General features: G+C 44.4%; 17 protein-coding genes. 15 read left to right on the top strand and 2 right to left on the bottom strand.

Going from position 1 to position 17,794, the window contains the following annotated elements; translation table 11 throughout:
• Positions 1 to 49: 49 nt before the first annotated feature.
• From EUBREC_RS10985 to EUBREC_RS10950, 8 genes are all read left to right on the top strand, one after another.
• Positions 50 to 1,294 (top strand): MYG1 family protein, encoded by a 1,245-nt coding sequence (locus tag EUBREC_RS10985; protein WP_012743262.1) that lies wholly within the window; start codon positions 50 to 52, stop codon positions 1,292 to 1,294.
• Between the two features lie 130 nt (positions 1,295 to 1,424).
• Positions 1,425 to 2,879, top strand: coding sequence for a sensor domain-containing diguanylate cyclase (locus EUBREC_RS10980; RefSeq protein WP_012743261.1), 1,455 nt, complete (start codon positions 1,425 to 1,427; stop codon positions 2,877 to 2,879).
• Between the two features lie 36 nt (positions 2,880 to 2,915).
• On the top strand, positions 2,916 to 3,974 hold the full coding sequence (locus EUBREC_RS10975; RefSeq protein ID WP_041254159.1) for an iron-containing alcohol dehydrogenase family protein: 1,059 nt from the start codon (positions 2,916 to 2,918) through the stop codon (positions 3,972 to 3,974).
• A 4-nt stretch (positions 3,975 to 3,978) separates the two neighbouring features.
• Entirely contained in the window at positions 3,979 to 4,698 is a 720-nt protein-coding gene (gene tsaA, locus EUBREC_RS10970; RefSeq protein ID WP_012743259.1) for a tRNA (N6-threonylcarbamoyladenosine(37)-N6)-methyltransferase TrmO, read from the top strand.
• Between the two features lie 138 nt (positions 4,699 to 4,836).
• Positions 4,837 to 5,361 carry an adenine phosphoribosyltransferase gene (locus tag EUBREC_RS10965; RefSeq protein ID WP_012743258.1) on the top strand — a complete coding sequence of 175 codons (525 nt, stop codon included), beginning with the start codon at positions 4,837 to 4,839 and terminating at the stop codon, positions 5,359 to 5,361.
• A 96-nt stretch (positions 5,362 to 5,457) separates the two neighbouring features.
• Complete coding sequence (locus EUBREC_RS10960) at positions 5,458 to 6,519, top strand: stage V sporulation protein AD (protein ID WP_041254157.1); 1,062 nt, start codon at positions 5,458 to 5,460, stop codon at positions 6,517 to 6,519.
• Positions 6,520 to 6,623: 104 nt separating this feature from the next.
• On the top strand, positions 6,624 to 6,980 hold the full coding sequence (locus EUBREC_RS10955; protein ID WP_015517362.1) for a SpoVA/SpoVAEb family sporulation membrane protein: 357 nt from the start codon (positions 6,624 to 6,626) through the stop codon (positions 6,978 to 6,980).
• A 139-nt stretch (positions 6,981 to 7,119) separates the two neighbouring features.
• Positions 7,120 to 7,491, top strand: a complete 372-nt coding sequence (locus tag EUBREC_RS10950; RefSeq protein WP_012743255.1) for a hypothetical protein — start codon at positions 7,120 to 7,122, stop codon at positions 7,489 to 7,491.
• Between the two features lie 7 nt (positions 7,492 to 7,498).
• On the opposite strand, the gene EUBREC_RS10945 is transcribed toward EUBREC_RS10950, so the two are convergent.
• Positions 7,499 to 8,014 (bottom strand): phosphatase PAP2 family protein, encoded by a 516-nt coding sequence (locus EUBREC_RS10945; RefSeq protein ID WP_012743253.1) that lies wholly within the window; start codon positions 8,012 to 8,014, stop codon positions 7,499 to 7,501.
• A 56-nt stretch (positions 8,015 to 8,070) separates the two neighbouring features.
• Positions 8,071 to 8,946, bottom strand: a complete 876-nt coding sequence (locus EUBREC_RS10940) for an AraC family transcriptional regulator (protein ID WP_012743252.1) — start codon at positions 8,944 to 8,946, stop codon at positions 8,071 to 8,073.
• Between the two features lie 219 nt (positions 8,947 to 9,165).
• Between EUBREC_RS10940 and EUBREC_RS10935 the strand changes: the two genes are divergently transcribed.
• The 7 genes from EUBREC_RS10935 to EUBREC_RS10910 all read left to right on the top strand — a co-directional run bounded on the left by EUBREC_RS10935 (position 9,166) and on the right by EUBREC_RS10910 (position 17,791).
• Positions 9,166 to 11,421, top strand: coding sequence for a glycogen/starch/alpha-glucan phosphorylase (locus EUBREC_RS10935; protein ID WP_012743251.1), 2,256 nt, complete (start codon positions 9,166 to 9,168; stop codon positions 11,419 to 11,421).
• Positions 11,422 to 12,352: 931 nt separating this feature from the next.
• On the top strand, positions 12,353 to 13,315 hold the full coding sequence (locus tag EUBREC_RS10930) for a tetratricopeptide repeat protein (RefSeq protein ID WP_012743248.1): 963 nt from the start codon (positions 12,353 to 12,355) through the stop codon (positions 13,313 to 13,315).
• A gap of 3 nt (positions 13,316 to 13,318) precedes the next feature.
• Entirely contained in the window at positions 13,319 to 14,566 is a 1,248-nt protein-coding gene (gene hflX / locus EUBREC_RS10925) for a GTPase HflX (RefSeq protein ID WP_012743247.1), read from the top strand.
• Positions 14,567 to 14,609: 43 nt separating this feature from the next.
• Positions 14,610 to 14,948, top strand: coding sequence for a hypothetical protein (locus EUBREC_RS18025; RefSeq protein ID WP_306718515.1), 339 nt, complete (start codon positions 14,610 to 14,612; stop codon positions 14,946 to 14,948).
• Entirely contained in the window at positions 14,879 to 15,886 is a 1,008-nt protein-coding gene (locus EUBREC_RS10920) for a hypothetical protein (protein WP_306718514.1), read from the top strand. Before EUBREC_RS18025 ends, EUBREC_RS10920 begins: the two co-directional genes overlap by 70 nt.
• Positions 15,879 to 16,661, top strand: a complete 783-nt coding sequence (locus EUBREC_RS10915; RefSeq protein WP_041254156.1) for a DUF6320 domain-containing protein — start codon at positions 15,879 to 15,881, stop codon at positions 16,659 to 16,661. The genes EUBREC_RS10920 and EUBREC_RS10915 overlap by 8 nt, the downstream gene beginning before the upstream one ends.
• Positions 16,658 to 17,791, top strand: a complete 1,134-nt coding sequence (locus tag EUBREC_RS10910) for an alpha/beta hydrolase (protein WP_012743243.1) — start codon at positions 16,658 to 16,660, stop codon at positions 17,789 to 17,791. The genes EUBREC_RS10915 and EUBREC_RS10910 overlap by 4 nt, the downstream gene beginning before the upstream one ends.
• Positions 17,792 to 17,794: the final 3 nt, after the last annotated feature.

Here is a 17,794-nt window from a genome sequence, read left to right as displayed (position 1 = left end):
AAGAGTTATAAGGTATCACAGCGTAAAAGAATACATATGAGGTTAAAAAATGAGCAGATTAATAGAGCAGATAAAACAAAAGGATGCCTGTGCCTTTACACATGGCGGCAAATTTCATGCAGATGATGTGTTCTCATCAGCCCTGCTTTTGTATATAAACCCTGAGATCAGCATAACAAGGGGCAACAGTGTGCCTGATGATTTCACAGGAATAGTTTTTGATATAGGGCGTGGTGAGTTTGACCATCATCAAAAGGACAGCAGAATCAGGGAAAACGGTGTGCCGTATGCGGCATTTGGCCTGTTGTGGGAGGCTGTTGGAGCGGATATTCTAGGTAAGGAGCTTGCGGTGAAATTTGATGAGTCATTTGTCCAGCCTCTCGACAACAATGACAATACAGGTGAGAAAAACGAGCTTGCAACACTTATAGGCAATTTCAATCCGTCATGGGATTATGAGGGTGGCAGCGATGAGGCTTTCTTTCAGGCGGTAAGCGTGGCAGGCATGATACTGGAAAACAAATTTGAGAGATACCGTGGCAATGAGAGAGCCGATAAGAGAGTGGAGGAGGTGCTTGCAAAGCACGATCCGGCAAGCAGAATACTGGTGCTTCCTGAGTTTATACCGTGTCAGAAGGCGCTGAGTGAGACGGATATCGCGTTTGTTATTTTTCCGTCAAACAGAGGCGGCTTTTGTATACAGCCACAGAAAAGAGAGTATTCGATGAATTACAAGTGTTCTTTTCCGGCAGAGTGGCTTGGACTTGAAGGTGAGGAGCTGGTAAATGCTACAGGAATTCCCGGTGCGATATTCTGTCATAAGGGAGGCTTTATCATGACTGTTAAGGAGCAGGATGAAGCTGTAAAGGCATGCGAAAAGGCGCTTTCTCTTCATAAAGACAGCTCTGTGATAGTATGGTATGGCAGTAAAGGAGATACTGCAGCCATGGCATGTGACAGTCAGACAGACGAGCTGCTTATAAATGTTGCAAAAGCACGAGGAATAAAGGGTGTGCATATCTGTCATGTTGATGCAATGCCTGTTCCGCAGCTTGAATTAACAGAGCTTGACAGTGAGACAGCATATGCAGAGGTACTGATGGAGAAGCCACAGTGGAAAGCATATGTAAAGGAGCAGGTGAAGCAGATTGTAAAGTACAGACCGGAGGCAGTGTATGTGGAAGGAAACGCATTTGAGACATATCCGGTTATACGTGCACTCAGAAAGAAGCACATTCCTGTGCTTACGATGATTGAAAATAAAGAGAAAAAAATAATGGTAAGAATACCATGATTTATGTGCATTTTTGAAAAAATTTGGTATAATGTTGTTAAGCGCGGACATCGTGCAGTTTTGCGAATGTGTGTGGTGGTTTTGAATAATACGAGTAATATACAAGTAACAATACGAGGATGCAGAAGGTATGAAGACAATTATAAAATACGAGCTTGTTATAAATGAGGCACTCAGATCTGCACTCAACTATGATACACCGGATGAGCAGATTAATGAGTTTATCAGATTTTTCGGAAAACATATCGGTTCTGACCGCATATATATATTTGAGGACTGTGATGAGAAGCATGTCACCAAAAATACATATGAGTGGTGTGCGGATGGAATAGTGCCGGAGATACATGAATTGCAGAATGTCGATATGGACATAATAGGCTGGTGGTATCAGACCTTTGACAAGGACAGGAATGTAATTATCACAGATATAGAGCAGATAAAGGATGAGCACAAGGTCTCCTATAATCTGTTAAAGGCGCAAAATGTAAAGAACCTGGTGGTATGTCCAATCCGCTACAAGGATGAGATAAAGGGCTTTTTCGGTGTGGATAATCCACCGGAAAGTGATACTCTCGGACTGACCACGTTCCTAGATATGATAGGAACCTTGCTTATATCATTGCTTAAGCTGCGCAATTCCTTCACAAAGTCGAATAAGGAAGCGATGCTTAGCAGCTATTCATCACTTTCAAGTATCTATATATCCATGGCACTGGTAAATGTGCAGACACACAGATACCATATAGTAAAGACTTTGGATGAGGTTGTACACTTCCTGGATGTAAAACCGCAAAGTGACGGGGAATATAGGATAGATGAGGATTTCCCGGGGCATATAAACAGTGTGATGAATGAGTTCTGTACAAAGGCACAGCGCAAAGAGACACTTGAATTTGTGGATATCAGTACTGTAGAGGACAGACTTCGTGGAAAAAATACCATAGTGCACGAGTTTATCGGAAAGGTATCAGGCTGGTGCCGTGGAAGGTTTATTCCTGTAGACTATGATGCAGATGGCAGGCTGTGGCATGTGCTTTACTGCGTGGAGAATATTGACGAGGAAAAGCGACGTGAAGACAGGCTTATGTATCTGGCACAGATTGATTTGATGACAGGTATACGCAACCGCGGAAGTGGAGAGAATAAGATAACAGAGTATCTCGTCCGCAAACAGTGCGGTCTGTTATGCCTTTTAGACTGTGACAAGTTTAAGTCAATAAACGACACCTATGGACATGCGGTAGGTGACAAGGTGATAATAGCAATTGCTGATACTCTGCGCAAATCATGTCGTGATGATGATGTCGTGCTTCGCCTGGGCGGGGATGAGTTTGCGGTATTTATACCGGGGATGCTTGATAAAGAGCGGGCAGAAGCTTTTTTTGACAGGCTTTTTTCAAACATAGAGCATATTGATATAGCAGAGATGAATGGAAAGCATATACTGCTCAGTCTTGGCGCATGCTTTTATGACGGAATGGATTGTATCACGTTTGATCAGCTCTACAGAAGGGCAGACACCGCCATGTATGACAGCAAGAAAAAACAGGGCTACAGTGCGACAATTTATGATGCAAAGCAATGATAGTCCGGCATATTAAATAAAAAGAGGAGAATGAAAATGCAGACAGGAAAAGCAATATCCATTCCATCAATCCTCAAGGTGGGAAATGGAACATTAAACAAAATCGGAGAGTATTTAAAGAGTGAGGAGCTGACGAGCGTAGTCATTTTTATGGGAAACGGTCTCATAGATATGTTTGGAGATACTATAATGAAGTCGCTTACTGATGCCGGTATTACCGTGCTTGAGTACAGCGAGCTTGATACGGTTGAGATAGACGATATCATCACCCTTGCTTTTGATATACCAAACAAGGTAAAGGCAGTTGTGTCAGTGGGCGGCGGAAAGGTAATAGATGCAGGAAAATATGCAGCTTTTCTAAGAAATATGCCATTTATCAGTGTGCCGACCTCAAGCTCAAGCGATGGCTTTTCTAGCGCCAGTGCATCACTTTTGGTGCACGGCAAGCGTACGTCGGTTCCTGCAAAGCTTGCGCATGGTATCATAGTTGACACACAGGTCATCCGCACAGCACCGGAGAAGTTTATATATTCAGGCATCGGGGATATGGTGTCAAAGATTACAGCACTCTATGACTGGATTTTTGAGGAAGCACATGGTGCAGGAGTGGTCAATGACTTTGCCGTGATGGTTGCTAAAAAGGCGGTCAACAGCTTTGTGCGTACACCTTATGAGAGCATAAAGGATGAGCTTTTCCTAAAGGAGCTTGTGGATTCGCTTGCCATGAGCGGCATAGCAAACGAGATAGCGGGAAGCAGTGCGCCGACCAGCGGCAGCGAGCATCTTATTTCACATGCGCTTGACAAAATTCTTGAGCATCCGCAGCTTCATGGCATACAGGTCGGCATAGCAACCTATATCATGAGTGTAGTGCAAAATCACAGATATGTAAGGGTGTGCACAGTGCTCAAAAGGACAGGCTTTTTCGACTATGCGGCCACTCTTGGCATGAGAAAGCAGGATTTTCTGGATGCGATAGATATGGCGCCATCCATGAAGCCGTTCAGGCACACATATCTGCATGAGAAGGAGTATCGCGATGCGGCAAAGAAGCTTGTGCTCGAGGATGATATACTGAATAAAATACTGGTATAAAAATATGTATGAGAAGACTATAGAGCCGGTTGCGATTATGCACACCGGATTTGGAGAGAAATTTGGCATTCCAAGGCAGAGCGGCCTTGTGCCTGAGGCAGCAGGGCAGATAGTATTTGAACCAAAATACCAAAACCCCGATGCGCTTCGAGGAATAGAGGAGTTCACACATTTGTGGATTATATGGGGCTTTTCTGAAAACAGGGTGGAGAAATTCACACCGCTCGTCACACCACCCAGGCTTGGAGGCCGGGAAAAGAGAGGTGTTTTTGCCACACGTTCGCCGTTTCGCCCAAACGGCATGGGACTATCCTCTGTAAGGCTTGATAAGGTTGAGTACAAAAGCAGCAAGGGACCCATAATTCATGTGTCAGGTGTAGATATGCTTGACGGCACACCAATCTATGATATAAAGCCGTATCTGGCATATTCAGACTCACATCCTGAGGCATCAGAGGGCTTTGCCGCAGAGCACAGATGGGATACGGTGCATGTTATATGGAGGGATGAGGCACTCAAAAGCTGTATGGATGAAGGTACCCGCATTACTGTGGAGCATATTCTGGCACAGGATCCAAGAGCTGCATACAACAAGGCCAAGGATTATATCTATGGCATGAGATACGGCAAATTTGATATACGCTTTGTGGCTGATTCACATGCCGGCACGATAGAGATAGTGGATGTCGTGGAGTGCATAGACGGGTATCATAAGGTTAAGTGATTTTAGAAAGTGTTTTTAGTGAATATGATTTGCATATGCTGTCCGAAGAGAGTAAAATGGTAATGCATACAAAAGGACAAATGCATTATGAATATATATGTAAATACATATTAAATACACATAAGGAAGGTACATACAATGAAAACAGTAAAGGACTATATCAGAACTATCCCGGATTTCCCGGAGAAGGGCATCATGTTCCGCGATGTGACAAGTGTTATCCAGGATGCAGATGGATTAAAGCTTGCAATTGATGAGATGATAAAGAGGCTTGACGGACTTGATTTTGATGTGATAGCAGGAGCAGAATCAAGGGGCTTTGTTTTTGGCATGCCGATAGCATATGCGCTTCATAAACCGTTTGTCATGGTGAGAAAAGCAGGCAAGCTGCCATGTGAAACTGTATCAAAGACATATGACCTTGAGTATGGCACAGCAACAATTGAGATGCACAAGGACTCAGTAAAGCCCGGTCAGAAGGTGGTTCTTGTGGATGATCTTATCGCTACAGGAGGCACAATGCAGGCAGCAGCAGAGCTTGTTGAGGAGCTTGGAGGAGAGGTTGTGAAGATGCTTTTCCTTATTGAGCTTGCAGGTCTTAATGGCAGAAAGCTTCTTAGCAAGTATGATGTGGACGCAGTTGTGTCATATGATGGCAAATAGAGCTGTTATATCTGAATGAATATATTTTATATGTTTGTGCATACTGACATTAATTAAATCTATGATTTGATGAGATTAAGAGTAAGGAGAGTCGGTATGCAGCAAAAATTGGGAAAGTGGAGTCTCCGTTTTACGGAGGCTCCTTTTATATTGGAAAGCAGTTCGGTTGTAGGCACAAAGGAGGCGGACGGACCGCTTGGTGGTCTGTTTGATATTGTAGGCAAAGATGACAGGTTTGGGCAGAATACGTGGGAAAAGGCGGAAAGCTCCATGCAGCGCGATGCACTCACAATGGCCCTTGGAAAAGCACATCTGGATGCATCCGACATGGACTATGTATTTGCAGGAGATCTGCTCGGACAGTCTATGGCCACAACCTTTGGTGTGGAAAACTTCCGCATTCCGTGGTTTGGAGTGTATGGAGCATGTTCCACATGCGGGGAGTCGCTCTCACTTGCCGCGGCATTTGTGGCAGCAGGGTATGCAAGGCATGCGGTGGCAGTGACATCGAGTCACTTTGGCAGTGCCGAAAAGCAGTTTCGCTTCCCTAACCAGTACGCCAATCAAAGACCGGTGTCAGCGACGTGGACAGTGACAGGAAGTGCAGCATTTATTGTGGGCAGTGGAGCAGGTGGTAATGAGATACAGGCCGTGTGTGACAATGCAGATAGTATATCAAGGAAGGTACAGATTGAGGGAATCACAACAGGAGTTGTGGTGGATTATGGCATAAAGGACGCCATGAACATGGGCGCTGCAATGGCCCCTGCGGCCTGTGAGCTGATAGTAAATCATCTGAGTGATTTTGGCAGAAAGGCTTCCTATTACGACAGGATAGTGACAGGAGATCTTGGAAGCGTCGGGCAGAAGATACTGATTGACCTGTGCAGGCAAAAAGGCGTGGACATAAGCAAAAATCACGAGGACTGTGGCATGAAGATGTTTGATGCAACGAACCAGAACACAGGCTCAGGTGGTTCGGGCTGTGCATGCTCGGCAACCGTTTTGTCAGCATATTACCTGCCAAAGCTAAGAAGTGGTGAATTGAAGCGTATACTTTTTGTGCCTACAGGAGCACTTCTTTCGCCTGTCAGCTTCAACGAGGGCGAGTCAGTACCGGGAATTGCACACGGTGTAGTGCTTGAAGCTGTAATTTGAAGCTGATGGCTTCACATATATAATAGGGTGAACGAGATAGGGTGAACGAGCCGTTTTTGGGATGGGCTGCACGTTCAAAAATAGAAGAAAGGTGTAAGGATATAATGGATTATGTAAAAGCATTTGTCGTGGGTGGTATAATCTGCGCCATCGTACAGATTTTAATGGAAAAAACAAAGCTCATGCCGGGCAGAATTATGGTAATGCTCGTGTGCACAGGAGCGCTGCTTGGCGCTGTCGGCATATACGGGCCATTTTCAAAGTGGGCAGGCGCCGGTGCAAACGTACCGCTTTTGGGCTTTGGCAATGTACTGTGGAAGGGTGTGAAGGAGGCAGTGGACAGCGAGGGCTTTATTGGCTTGTTTAAGGGCGGTTTTAAGGCTTGTGCCGTCGGAGTGTCGGCAGCACTAATCTTTTCATATATCGCGGCACTCATCACGAAACCTAAGTTAAAAAGCTGAGAACAAGAAAAACTGTCACTTACATGCATGCATGACGCATCAGCTTTTTTGTTCTCAGTGGTTCAGAATAGTTACGAATGATGTATAAATTACGAAAAATTGCCCATACTATCTCCAAAACGAAAAGGAGACTGATACAATGAAGAAAATTAAATATTTATTGGCACTTTGCCTGATACTCGCTGCTGCAAGTGCTTTTGCAGCCTGTGGAAACAATAGTAATGTGGCTGACACCTCAATGGTTGAAAATACACAAAGAGGTGGCTCTGCCACCGACGATGCCGGGAATGCCGGCAAGGATATCATAGATGGCGCCGGAAATGCCGGCAAGGATGTGATAGACGGAGCAGGCGATGCCGGAAAAGATGTGATAGACGGCGCAGGTGATGCCGGCAAGGATGTAATAGACGGAGCAGGCGATGCCGGCAAGGATGTAATAGACGGCGCAAAGGATGCCGTAGATGATGCCGGAAACGCTGTAAAAAAGAGTGTTGATGGTGGAAACAACTAACAGCTATTTATAAAAAGAAAACAGTTACTATATATGCTTCAATGACTGCAAAAACAAAAGCACCGATAACATCGCTGATAAAATGCACACCTGATATCACACGGACACAGGCAATGATAGCTGCAATGACTGCAAGCAAAATGCCGGTGAACCATAAAGGCGAAGCAGAAGGTGAGCATATTAAAACAGTAAATGCAATTATAAATGCAGAAAAAACATGCCTGCTAGGAAAAGACCTTCCGAGGGTATCCTTTGGAATGACAGGCGGCATATCAAATTTTTCGTATGGACGTGGTCTGTTTATGATATATCTGAAAACCGATACTGCAATAAAGCCGACAAACGGAGCAATGATTGAGAGTGCAAGCATATGACCGGCTGTAAAGCACAGATACAGCACGTATACAGGGTATGTGATAAAAACTAAATAAGTGCATATTTTATTGATTAATTCAAGCTTTCGGGCTGCCCTGTTATTTTCACGGAATGGGGCAGTCATTTTTATGTATGTATTTTTTTTCATGATTATTTTCCATCGTTTATTTATGAAATATTGTATTGTAACTGTCTAGAGTGGTGTCAACTGCCCTTGCGATACTGCAGAGGTGTCATGCCATAGTGCTTTTTGAAGGCTCTGTTAAAATATGACAGGCTTTCAAACCCCACTTCACCGGAAATAGAAAGCACCGAGCTGTCTGAGCTTTGCAAAAGTCTCGCAGCCATGGTCAGGCGGTAGTCCTTTAAATAGTCAACAAACGATGTGCCCATGGTTTCTTTAAAATACCTCATAAAATGAGACTCGGAAAACCCGGCTACATCAGCGATATCAGCGATAGAGATTTTGTCGGCATAATTATTTTCCACATATTTGAGCACAACCTTCATCTTATCAAGAGTCTTTTTGCTTTTTAGTGGCTTTGTCAGATTACGGCAGCGGTTATCAAGCACAAAAAAGAATTCGTAGAGCTTGCTCTTTATATAAAGCTGATAGCCCTGCGGCATCGTCTTGCAAATCTCATCGCATGCATCTATTGGAGCCACGACATCCTCGTAGTATGGATACACCGGTGTAAAAACCGTCGGAACTGTGAATCTGCCGGCTAAGAGAGGGGTAAGAAAATCCTCCTTGGTGTAATCGTACTTTCCGGGAAGCAGCATCGACAGGGAAAATATGATATTTTCGTACTCCATCGATTCATCCATATACTGGTCTATAGAGTGAAGCTGTCCCGGCAGAATCAGCACAAGGCTTGGCGCTGTGACATGGTACTCCTTAAAATCCACAGATATATGACCGCAGCCCTTCTTTATATAGATAAGCTCCATGTCATCATGCCAGTGCAGCGGAACTCCGGAAAAATCAAGAGGAATAGAGCACAGGTAGGTATTGTATGGGAACGTAAGCTCCACATGTGTTTTGTCTTCGTGATAATTTTCATATTCTAATATATTCATGATGATATTTTAGCATATTATTTCTTAAAAAGCCACTAAAAATACCGAAAAATGATAGGATTGTGCAAGTTTTCGACTGTATACTGCAAGAATTGTGCAGTGTAATGGATTATACTTGATTCATCAAATGACACAAAGAAGTTAAGCACGCTAAATGAAAATTAGTTAATTTGACACATTGGCGTGTACACATGATAACAGATTTGGGAGGAAATCAAAATGGCAATCATGCAGGAAATCGAAACAAAGCTTCAGAAGGGAATCAGCGTTAGTACAGACGAGGAAGTATACTACGCATTACTTGAGCTTGTAAAAGACAAGGCAGAGAAAAAGGTTTCAAACAAAGGAAAGAAAAAGCTCTACTACATCTCAGCAGAGTTCCTTATCGGAAAGCTTTTATCAAACAACCTTATCAACTTAGGTATCTACGATGAAGTTAAAGAGACTCTTGAGAAGAACGGAAAGTCACTTGCTGAAATCGAGGAAATCGAGCTTGAGCCTTCACTTGGAAATGGTGGACTTGGACGTCTTGCAGCATGCTTCATAGATTCAATCGCAACACTCGGGCTCAACGGAGACGGTGTAGGCCTCAACTACCATTATGGATTATTCAAGCAGGTATTTGAGAACAATCTCCAGAAGGAGACTCCAAACCCATGGATTACAAAGGAGAGCTGGCTTACAAAGACAGATATCACATATCCTGTAAGCTTTGGCGGATTCACAGTACAGTCAAGACTTTACGATATCGACGTAGTTGGATACAACAACCGTACAACAAAGCTTCACTTATTCGACATCGAGTCAGTTGATGAGTCAATCGTAGGCGACACAATTGATTTCGACAAGGATGATATCAAGAAGAACCTTACATTATTCTTATATCCTGATGATTCAGATGATAAGGGACGTCTTCTTCGTGTATACCAGCAGTATTTCATGGTATCAAACGCAGCAAGACTTATCCTTGCAGAGGCAGAGGCAAAGGGCTCTAATTTACATGACCTTGCTGATTATGCAGCAGTTCAGATTAACGATACACATCCATCAATGGTTATTCCAGAGCTTATCCGTCTCCTTCAGGAGAAGGGCATCCTGATGGATGAGGCTATTGAGATTGTATCAAAGGTTTGTGCATACACTAACCACACAATCCTTGCAGAGGCTCTTGAGAAATGGCCAATCAGCTTCTTGGAGAAGGCTGTTCCACAGCTTATGCCAATCATCCGTGAGCTTGACAACAAGGTTCGCGCAAAGGTAGCTGACGAGAGCACATACATCATCAAGGATGGTCTTGTACACATGGCACACATGGATATTCATTTCGGATATTCTGTAAACGGTGTTGCATACCTCCACACAGAGATTTTAAAGAATACAGAGCTCAATAACTTCTACAAGTTATATCCTGAGAAGTTCAACAACAAGACAAACGGTATCACATTCCGTCGTTGGTTAATGTCTTGTAACCCGGAGCTTTCAGCATACATCACAGAGCTTATCGGTGACGGCTGGAAGAAGGATGCGAACGAGTTGGAGAAGCTTGGCAATTTCATCAATGATGACGCTGTTCTCACAAAGCTTGTTGACATCAAGAACGCAAAGAAGACAGAGCTTGCTTCTTACTTAAAGAAGACTCAGAATCTCGACGTACCTGACAATTCAATCTTTGATATCCAGGTTAAGAGACTTCACGAGTACAAGAGACAGCAGCTCAACGTGCTTTACATCATCCGTAAGTACTTTGAGATCAAGGCAGGCAAGAAGCCATCTACACCAATCACATGCTTCTTCGGTGCAAAGGCAGCTCCTGCATATATCATTGCAAAGGATATCATCCATGCAATCCTCTGCTTACAGCAGATTATCAACAATGATCCTGAGGTAAGTCCATACCTTAAGGTATTCATGGTTGAGAACTACAACGTAACATTAGCTGAGAAATTATTCCCGGCTGCAAATATTTCAGAGCAGATTTCTCTTGCTTCTAAGGAGGCATCAGGAACAGGAAACATGAAGTTCATGCTTAACGGTGCTATTACACTTGGAACAAGTGACGGAGCAAACGTAGAGATAGCTGAGCTTGTCGGCGATGAGAACATCTATGTATTCGGTGAGGATTCACAGACTGTTATCGACAGATATGAGAGAGGCGACTACTGCTCTAAGGATTACTATGACAAGGATGCAGACTTAAAGAAGGCTGTTGACTTCCTTGTAAGTGATGAGATGATGAAGGTTGGTTCTAAGGAGAACTTAGAGAGACTTTACAACGAGCTCCTCAACAAAGACTGGTTCATGACATTCCCAGACTTTGAGGATTACTGCAAGACAAAAGAGAAGGCTTACGCTGATTATGAGGATAAGAAGGCTTGGGCTAAGAAGATGCTTGTCAACATCAGCAAGGCTGGTTTCTTCTCTTCTGACAGAACAATCAAGCAGTACAATGATGAAATCTGGCATTTAGAGGCCTAGAATTTTTCTTCCTCCTTTAAATACAAATTGGGCTTAAGAACTCCTGCGGGTGCATCCCGCGGGGGTTCTTTTTTTGGTAGGTCGGGACGTAAGCGCAGGGGACGGCGTGCACACATACTCTTGCGTTCGCTACGCTACGCTGCCAAGTGTCTGTACGGATTATGCCCGGAGTGTTTCGCAGGCTGACGAAACCGGCTTTTATGCGCCGTCCGTGGCGCATAACGCCTTGCCCCGCCGTCCATGGCGGTGCATTTCTGTGGTTCTAAGCATAATCCTACAGACACTAGGCAGCTTCGCTATGCGCTCTCGCAAGAGTATGTGTGCACGCCGTCCCCTGCGCTTACGTCCCTTACGCTGTGGCAAAATGTGTGGGGTGACGTGTGCGCACCGGTGGCCGGTGCTTACGTCTTGCTGTGTTGTGGTGAGATTGGGGTGACGTGTGCGCACCGGTGGCCGGTGCTTACGTCTTGTTATGTTGTGGAGAGATGTGAGATGATGTGTTGCACTACTTATACTTATATTTTTTATGGGAAAGTGAGGTTTATGGGCGTGGTGGGGGATACACAGTCTCGTGAGAGCGAATAGCGAAGCTGTTTAGATACTGTTGAATTATGCCCATGTAACACAGAAATGGCCCGGCAGGGATGCCGGGACAAGGAGAAATCGAGCCATGGAAGGCGAGTTTCGACGGTTTCGTCGAGCATAGAAAGCCTGCAAGGCATAATTCTTACAGTATCTTGGCAGCGCAGCGTAGCACTCACGAGACTGTGTATCCCACACCACGCATATAAACCGTACTATTGCAGCTTACAATCTCATAATCCTGCCTCACCGTGAACTGCGGGCCCCTAGCAGAAATGTAAGGGCGGGATTTACAAGTTTGGCAAATACATATATAATAAGGGGAAGAATATACACATGGAGAACTATTATGATAAAGAATAAATTTATGGCACTCACGCTTACCGTAGTGCTCACAGCAGGCATGCTTACCGGCTGTGGCTCCGGCGACAAGGCAAAGGACAAGGATGCGTACAGACAGTATGGCATCAACTGTATAGAGAACGGCAGCTATGATGATGCGGTCGATGCTTTTCAGAAGGCACTGGACCAGTCGGTGGGCTCAGTAGGCGCAGAGGAGCTTGACATATGTTATTATAAGGCCAAGGCACAGTATTTAAGCGGTGACGTGGATGGAGCAATTGATACATATACGGCTATTATCGACTATAATAAGGATTCTGACGCATACTATCTGAGAGGCTGTATATATTTTGCCAAGAATGATTCAGACAAGGGCTTGAAGGATTTTAAGACGGCGCTCAGTGAGAATAATGATAATTATGAGCTCTATCTTGGTGTTTATGAGACCTTGTCAAAGTATGGCATGAATGACCAGGGAAAGGAATACCTGGATAATGCCTTAAAGCTTAAGGCAAAAACTGCTGATGACTATATGCAGAGAGGCCGTATATACACCATGCTCGGTGATTATGATTCAGCAATAAAGAGTCTGCAAAAAGCTATTGATGAGAAACTTGTCAAGGCAAACTACTATATGGGTGAGGTATATCAGAAGAAGGGCGACAATGACAGCTCGCAGAAGTATTTTAAGAAATACCTGGACAGCGGTGAGGCGGATTCGTATGAGCTGATGAATATGGGACAGGCGCAGATGGACAATGGTAACTATGACACTGCGATTACTTATTTTCAGAACGCACTTGAACTTGAAAGTGTGCCGAACAAGCAGCAGATAACAAAGGCTATGATTATAGCATATGAGTATTCCGGCGATTTTGCTACAGCAAAGAGCAAAATGGAGGAATACATGAAGGATTATCCCGATGACGAGGATGCAGCAAGAGAATATCAGTTTTTGGAGACCAGATAGATTATGGCAGATACTATTAAGATAGAGGATATTGAGGAGAGAGTAGTGCTCGTCGGAGTAAGTGAGCAGGACGGTGATGATGCAGATGATTCACTTTCAGAGCTTGCGGAGCTGGTAAAGACAGCAGGTGCGACAGTTGTAGGCACACTTATTCAAAGAAGAGAAAAAATTCATCCGGGCACGTATGTCGGCACCGGCAAGGTGGCGGAGATTGCAGAGCTTGTGGAGAGTACAGGGGCAACAGGCATTGTGTGCGATGATGAGCTGAGTCCTGCACAACAGAAAAATCTGGAGACGTACCTTGACACAAAGGTTATGGATAGGACACTTGTTATTCTTGATATTTTTGCATCAAGGGCCACAACAAGTGAGGGTAAGATACAGGTTGAGCTTGCTCAGCTCAAGTACAGATTAAGCCGTTTGTCGGGACTGGGAAAGTCCATGTCAAGGCTTGGCGGTGGAATAGGAACAAGAGGTCCCGGAGAGAAAAAGCTTGAGGTAGACCGCCGTCTTATAAATGACAGGATAGCACAGCTTCGAAGGGAGCTGAAAGAGGTGCAGAAGCACAGAGATATCACAAGGGCAAAGCGTGAAAAAAATAAAGTACCGGTTGTTGCGATAGTAGGATATACTAACGCAGGTAAGTCCACGCTGTTAAATCACCTGACAGAGGCAGATGTGCTTGAGGAGGATAAGCTCTTTGCAACGCTTGATCCTACAACGCGCATTCTTGCGCTTGATGGCAAGCAGCAGGTGCTTTTAACTGATACGGTCGGGTTTATCAGAAAGCTGCCACATCATCTGATAGAGGCCTTCAAGAGCACCCTTGAGGAGGCAAAGTACGCTGACATCATTTTCCATGTGGTTGATGCATCAAATATGCAGCGGGAAAAGCAGATGTTCATAACCTACCAGACATTGGATGATCTTGGTGTAAAAGACAAGAAATTTGTCACACTTTTTAATAAGCAGGATGCCCGCACAGACAACGAACCGCTGCATGATTTCAGGGCAGATTATACTCTTAACATTTCAGCGGCAAAGGATCTGGGATTAGATGAGGTAAAATCTCTTTTAGAGGAGATATTAAGAGAGAACAAGGTATATATTGAGAGAATTATCCCATATGATAAGGCAGGCGTGATACAGCTCATCAGAAAACAGGGCGAGCTTGTGTCGGAGGAATATGTGGCTGATGGGATACAGATAAAGGCATATGTGCCGATGGAGGTGTACGGCAGGCTCGATTAGGGTGCTGCTTCGCTATATCATTATAATAAGCGAGGAATTTAAAATGTCGAAAACGCGTTCAATCCGCTGGGACAAGCTGGATAACACAGCAAATCTGTTCCCTAGTATAGCGGGGGAGAGCATGACAAATGTATATAGGATCTCAGTTACCTTAACTGATGAGATTGACAGTGAAAAGCTGCAGGAGGCACTGGATATAGTGCTTCCGAAGTTTGGTCTGTTTAATGTGAGACTCAGGATGGGAGTATTCTGGAACTATTTTGAGGAAAATGGCAAAAAGGCACCAAAGGTGCATGAGGAAAATACATTTCCGTGCAGATTTATAAGACCGAACAAGAATCACAGCTATCTTTTCAGGGTGCTTACTATAAGAACAGAATAAATCTTGAGGTATTTCATGTGTTGACAGATGGCATGGGCGGCATCAATTTCCTTAGGGAGCTCACCTATCAGTATCTGCGTCTCACACATCCGGAGATTGCAAAGCTAAAGGGCGATTCATTGACGCAGGGCACATCCTTAAATAGAGAGGACAGCTTTGTAAAGAACTACAAATCAAGTAAGCCAAGTGGCTTTAACAGGCAGAAGGCGTATCTTTTAAAGCTGGAAAAGGTACCTGATGGAGAGTTTGGGCTGATACATGGCATGATGCCTGTATCACAGCTGAAGCAGGTCTGCCACCGCTATGGAGTTTCCATAAATGATTATCTGGTAGCATGCTTTGTGTGGAGTGTGTATCAGGAGTGTTTTCACGGCATGCCAAACGATATGCCTGTCAGGGTTGCGGTTCCTGTGAATCTTCGTCCTTATTTTGACTCCGTGACCACAAAGAACTTTTTTGTTATGATATCTGCTGAGTTCAGACCGCAAAACAGCTCCTACACATTTGAGGAGGTGCTTAGAATAGTGACGGATTCCATCAATTCACAGATTTCGAAGGAGCATCTGGAGGATCTTTTCTCATACAGTGTGTCAAATCAGAAAAATATCCTGATGAGACCGGTGCCTCTTTTTATAAAAAATCTGGCAATGAAGGCGGTCTATACGCAGTCGGCACTGGCAAACACCACCACTATCACCAATATTGGAAATATAAAGGTGGAGCCGGAATACGAGCCGTATATAACAGGCTTTTATTCCTTTATACCAATGTCCAAGGGACAGCCTATGAAGGGCACCATATGCTCCTACAAGGACACGCTGGTGTTTACTTTCTCATCTATTCTGGCCGATACGATGATTCAGAGAAGCTTTTTTAAGAAGCTTGTAAATTACGGAGTGGAAGTGACAATTGAGACAAATGGAGAGTATTATGACTAAATGCATGAAATGCGGTGTGTATATTGCAGACAATACAGATAAATGCCCGCTCTGCCAGCAGGTTGTGGCACCGGTTGAACTGTCATCGGACAATCATCAGGGCACTGAATGGGTTTTTGAACAGCATAATGATGTGCCGGATAAGTGCGTAAACGATACAGATAGTGCAGCAAAGAGGGCAGATAGTACAGCAAGCCATGACAACGGTACGAGATATCCTGACGTCAAGGGCGCATCAAGAAAATACAGATTGCTGGAAAATATCATATTGTTTCTGTCTATAGTAGGACAGATTGTGCTGACAACTGTTGATTACATGACAGACAATGAGATAAACTGGAGCTTTATAGTGCTTCTTGTTGTAATCTATGCGAATGTGACGCTGCGTCTGGCAATAGTCGGAAGAAACGGATATATATTTAAAATTGTAAGCACATTTGTGTTCACGGTGCTGTTTCTCGAGGGCATAGACCTGCTCACAGGAGCCAGTGGCTGGGCACTTACATTTGTTTTTCCAAGTGCCATACTGGCGATGGTTCTTGCAACAATTATACTTATGATAGTAAACATAAGAAACTGGCAGAGCTACATGATGATGCAGCTTTTTCTTGTGCTGATGAGCGTGATTGCGATGATACTTGTGGCAGTCAAGATCATATGGTTCCCATATCTGGCAATGGGAGCGATGGGCGCATCGCTGTTTTTGTTTCTCGGAACACTGATTATCGGTGACAAAAGAGCTAGAACAGAGCTGAAACGGAGATTTCATATATGATAGGCTTTCATGGAATAGGAAATTCGCATATGTTTGAGGATGAAGAGATGGGAAACTACCATCCGGAAATTGAAAACGGCGATAGTAATGGTGATAATGAAACTGGAATAATAGGAGCTTTGGGTAATAAGCTTGAAAAGACGTTTAAGAATTCATTATCTGCCATGAAAAGTGAGCATGCGGAAAAAGCCCATAGCAATGCAGCTGTGGCAGATGAAGAAGTCAGTATACAGGGAAAAATACTTGCTAATCTGATGGGACATATCACAAATGACCTTGCAATCGGCAAAAAAATAAAATCCGGAGAGCTCAGGAAGCGCATGAAGGAACCTGCATGGCTTGTTCCGGACTGCTTTGTAACAGAGGATATAGATATGGGCGGTTTCACTATGAAGCTTTTATCTTCAAAGGAAAACCCAAATACAGAGCGTGTGATACTGCAGCTGCATGGTGGTGGATATATGGGGGCAGTGCGCAATGCATACTATGTATTTGCAGGCCTTTATAATGAGGTAAGTGAGGGCTGCTCAGTGCTCACGCCTGACTATCGCGTGGCGCCGGAGCACCCGTATCCGGCAGCACTTGAGGATGCCATAGACTGCTATAAATGGCTCTTGTCACAGGGCTGGTTTGGCTCGCAGATTGTGCTGGCAGGAGACTCAGCGGGCGGAGGCCTTGCAATGTGCCTCACCATGTATCTTCGTGACCACGACATGCCGCTTCCGGCAGGAATAGTAGCCATGTCACCATGGACCGATCTCACAGCAGGAGGAGAATCCTACGAGACAAACTATGAAAAGGACCCACTGTTTGGGAACACAAGGGACAGTCTCATCTACGTGAATGACTATCCCGGTGACCACGATAAAATGGATCCATACATATCGCCGCTGTTTGGCGATTTCAGAGGCTTTCCTCCAATGCTCATACAGGCGGGCTCGATAGAGATGCTCTTATCTGACTCGGTCGATGCCGCTGCAAAGGCAAGAAACCAGGGCGTTAAGGTGCGACTGTCAGTGTATGAGGGGATGTTTCATGTGTTCCAGATGGGATATCTCAATTTCCCGGAGTCCAAGCGTGCATGGGCGGAGGTCAAGCGCTTCCTAAAGGTGATTAAAGAGGAAGAATAGAGG

Origin of the sequence: Agathobacter rectalis ATCC 33656, from assembly GCF_000020605.1 — a bacterium.
Taxonomy (GTDB): Bacteria; Bacillota; Clostridia; order Lachnospirales; family Lachnospiraceae; genus Roseburia; species Roseburia rectalis.
Note: the sequence above shows the minus strand (reverse complement) of the source record. Positions and strands in the feature narration are given on the sequence as shown.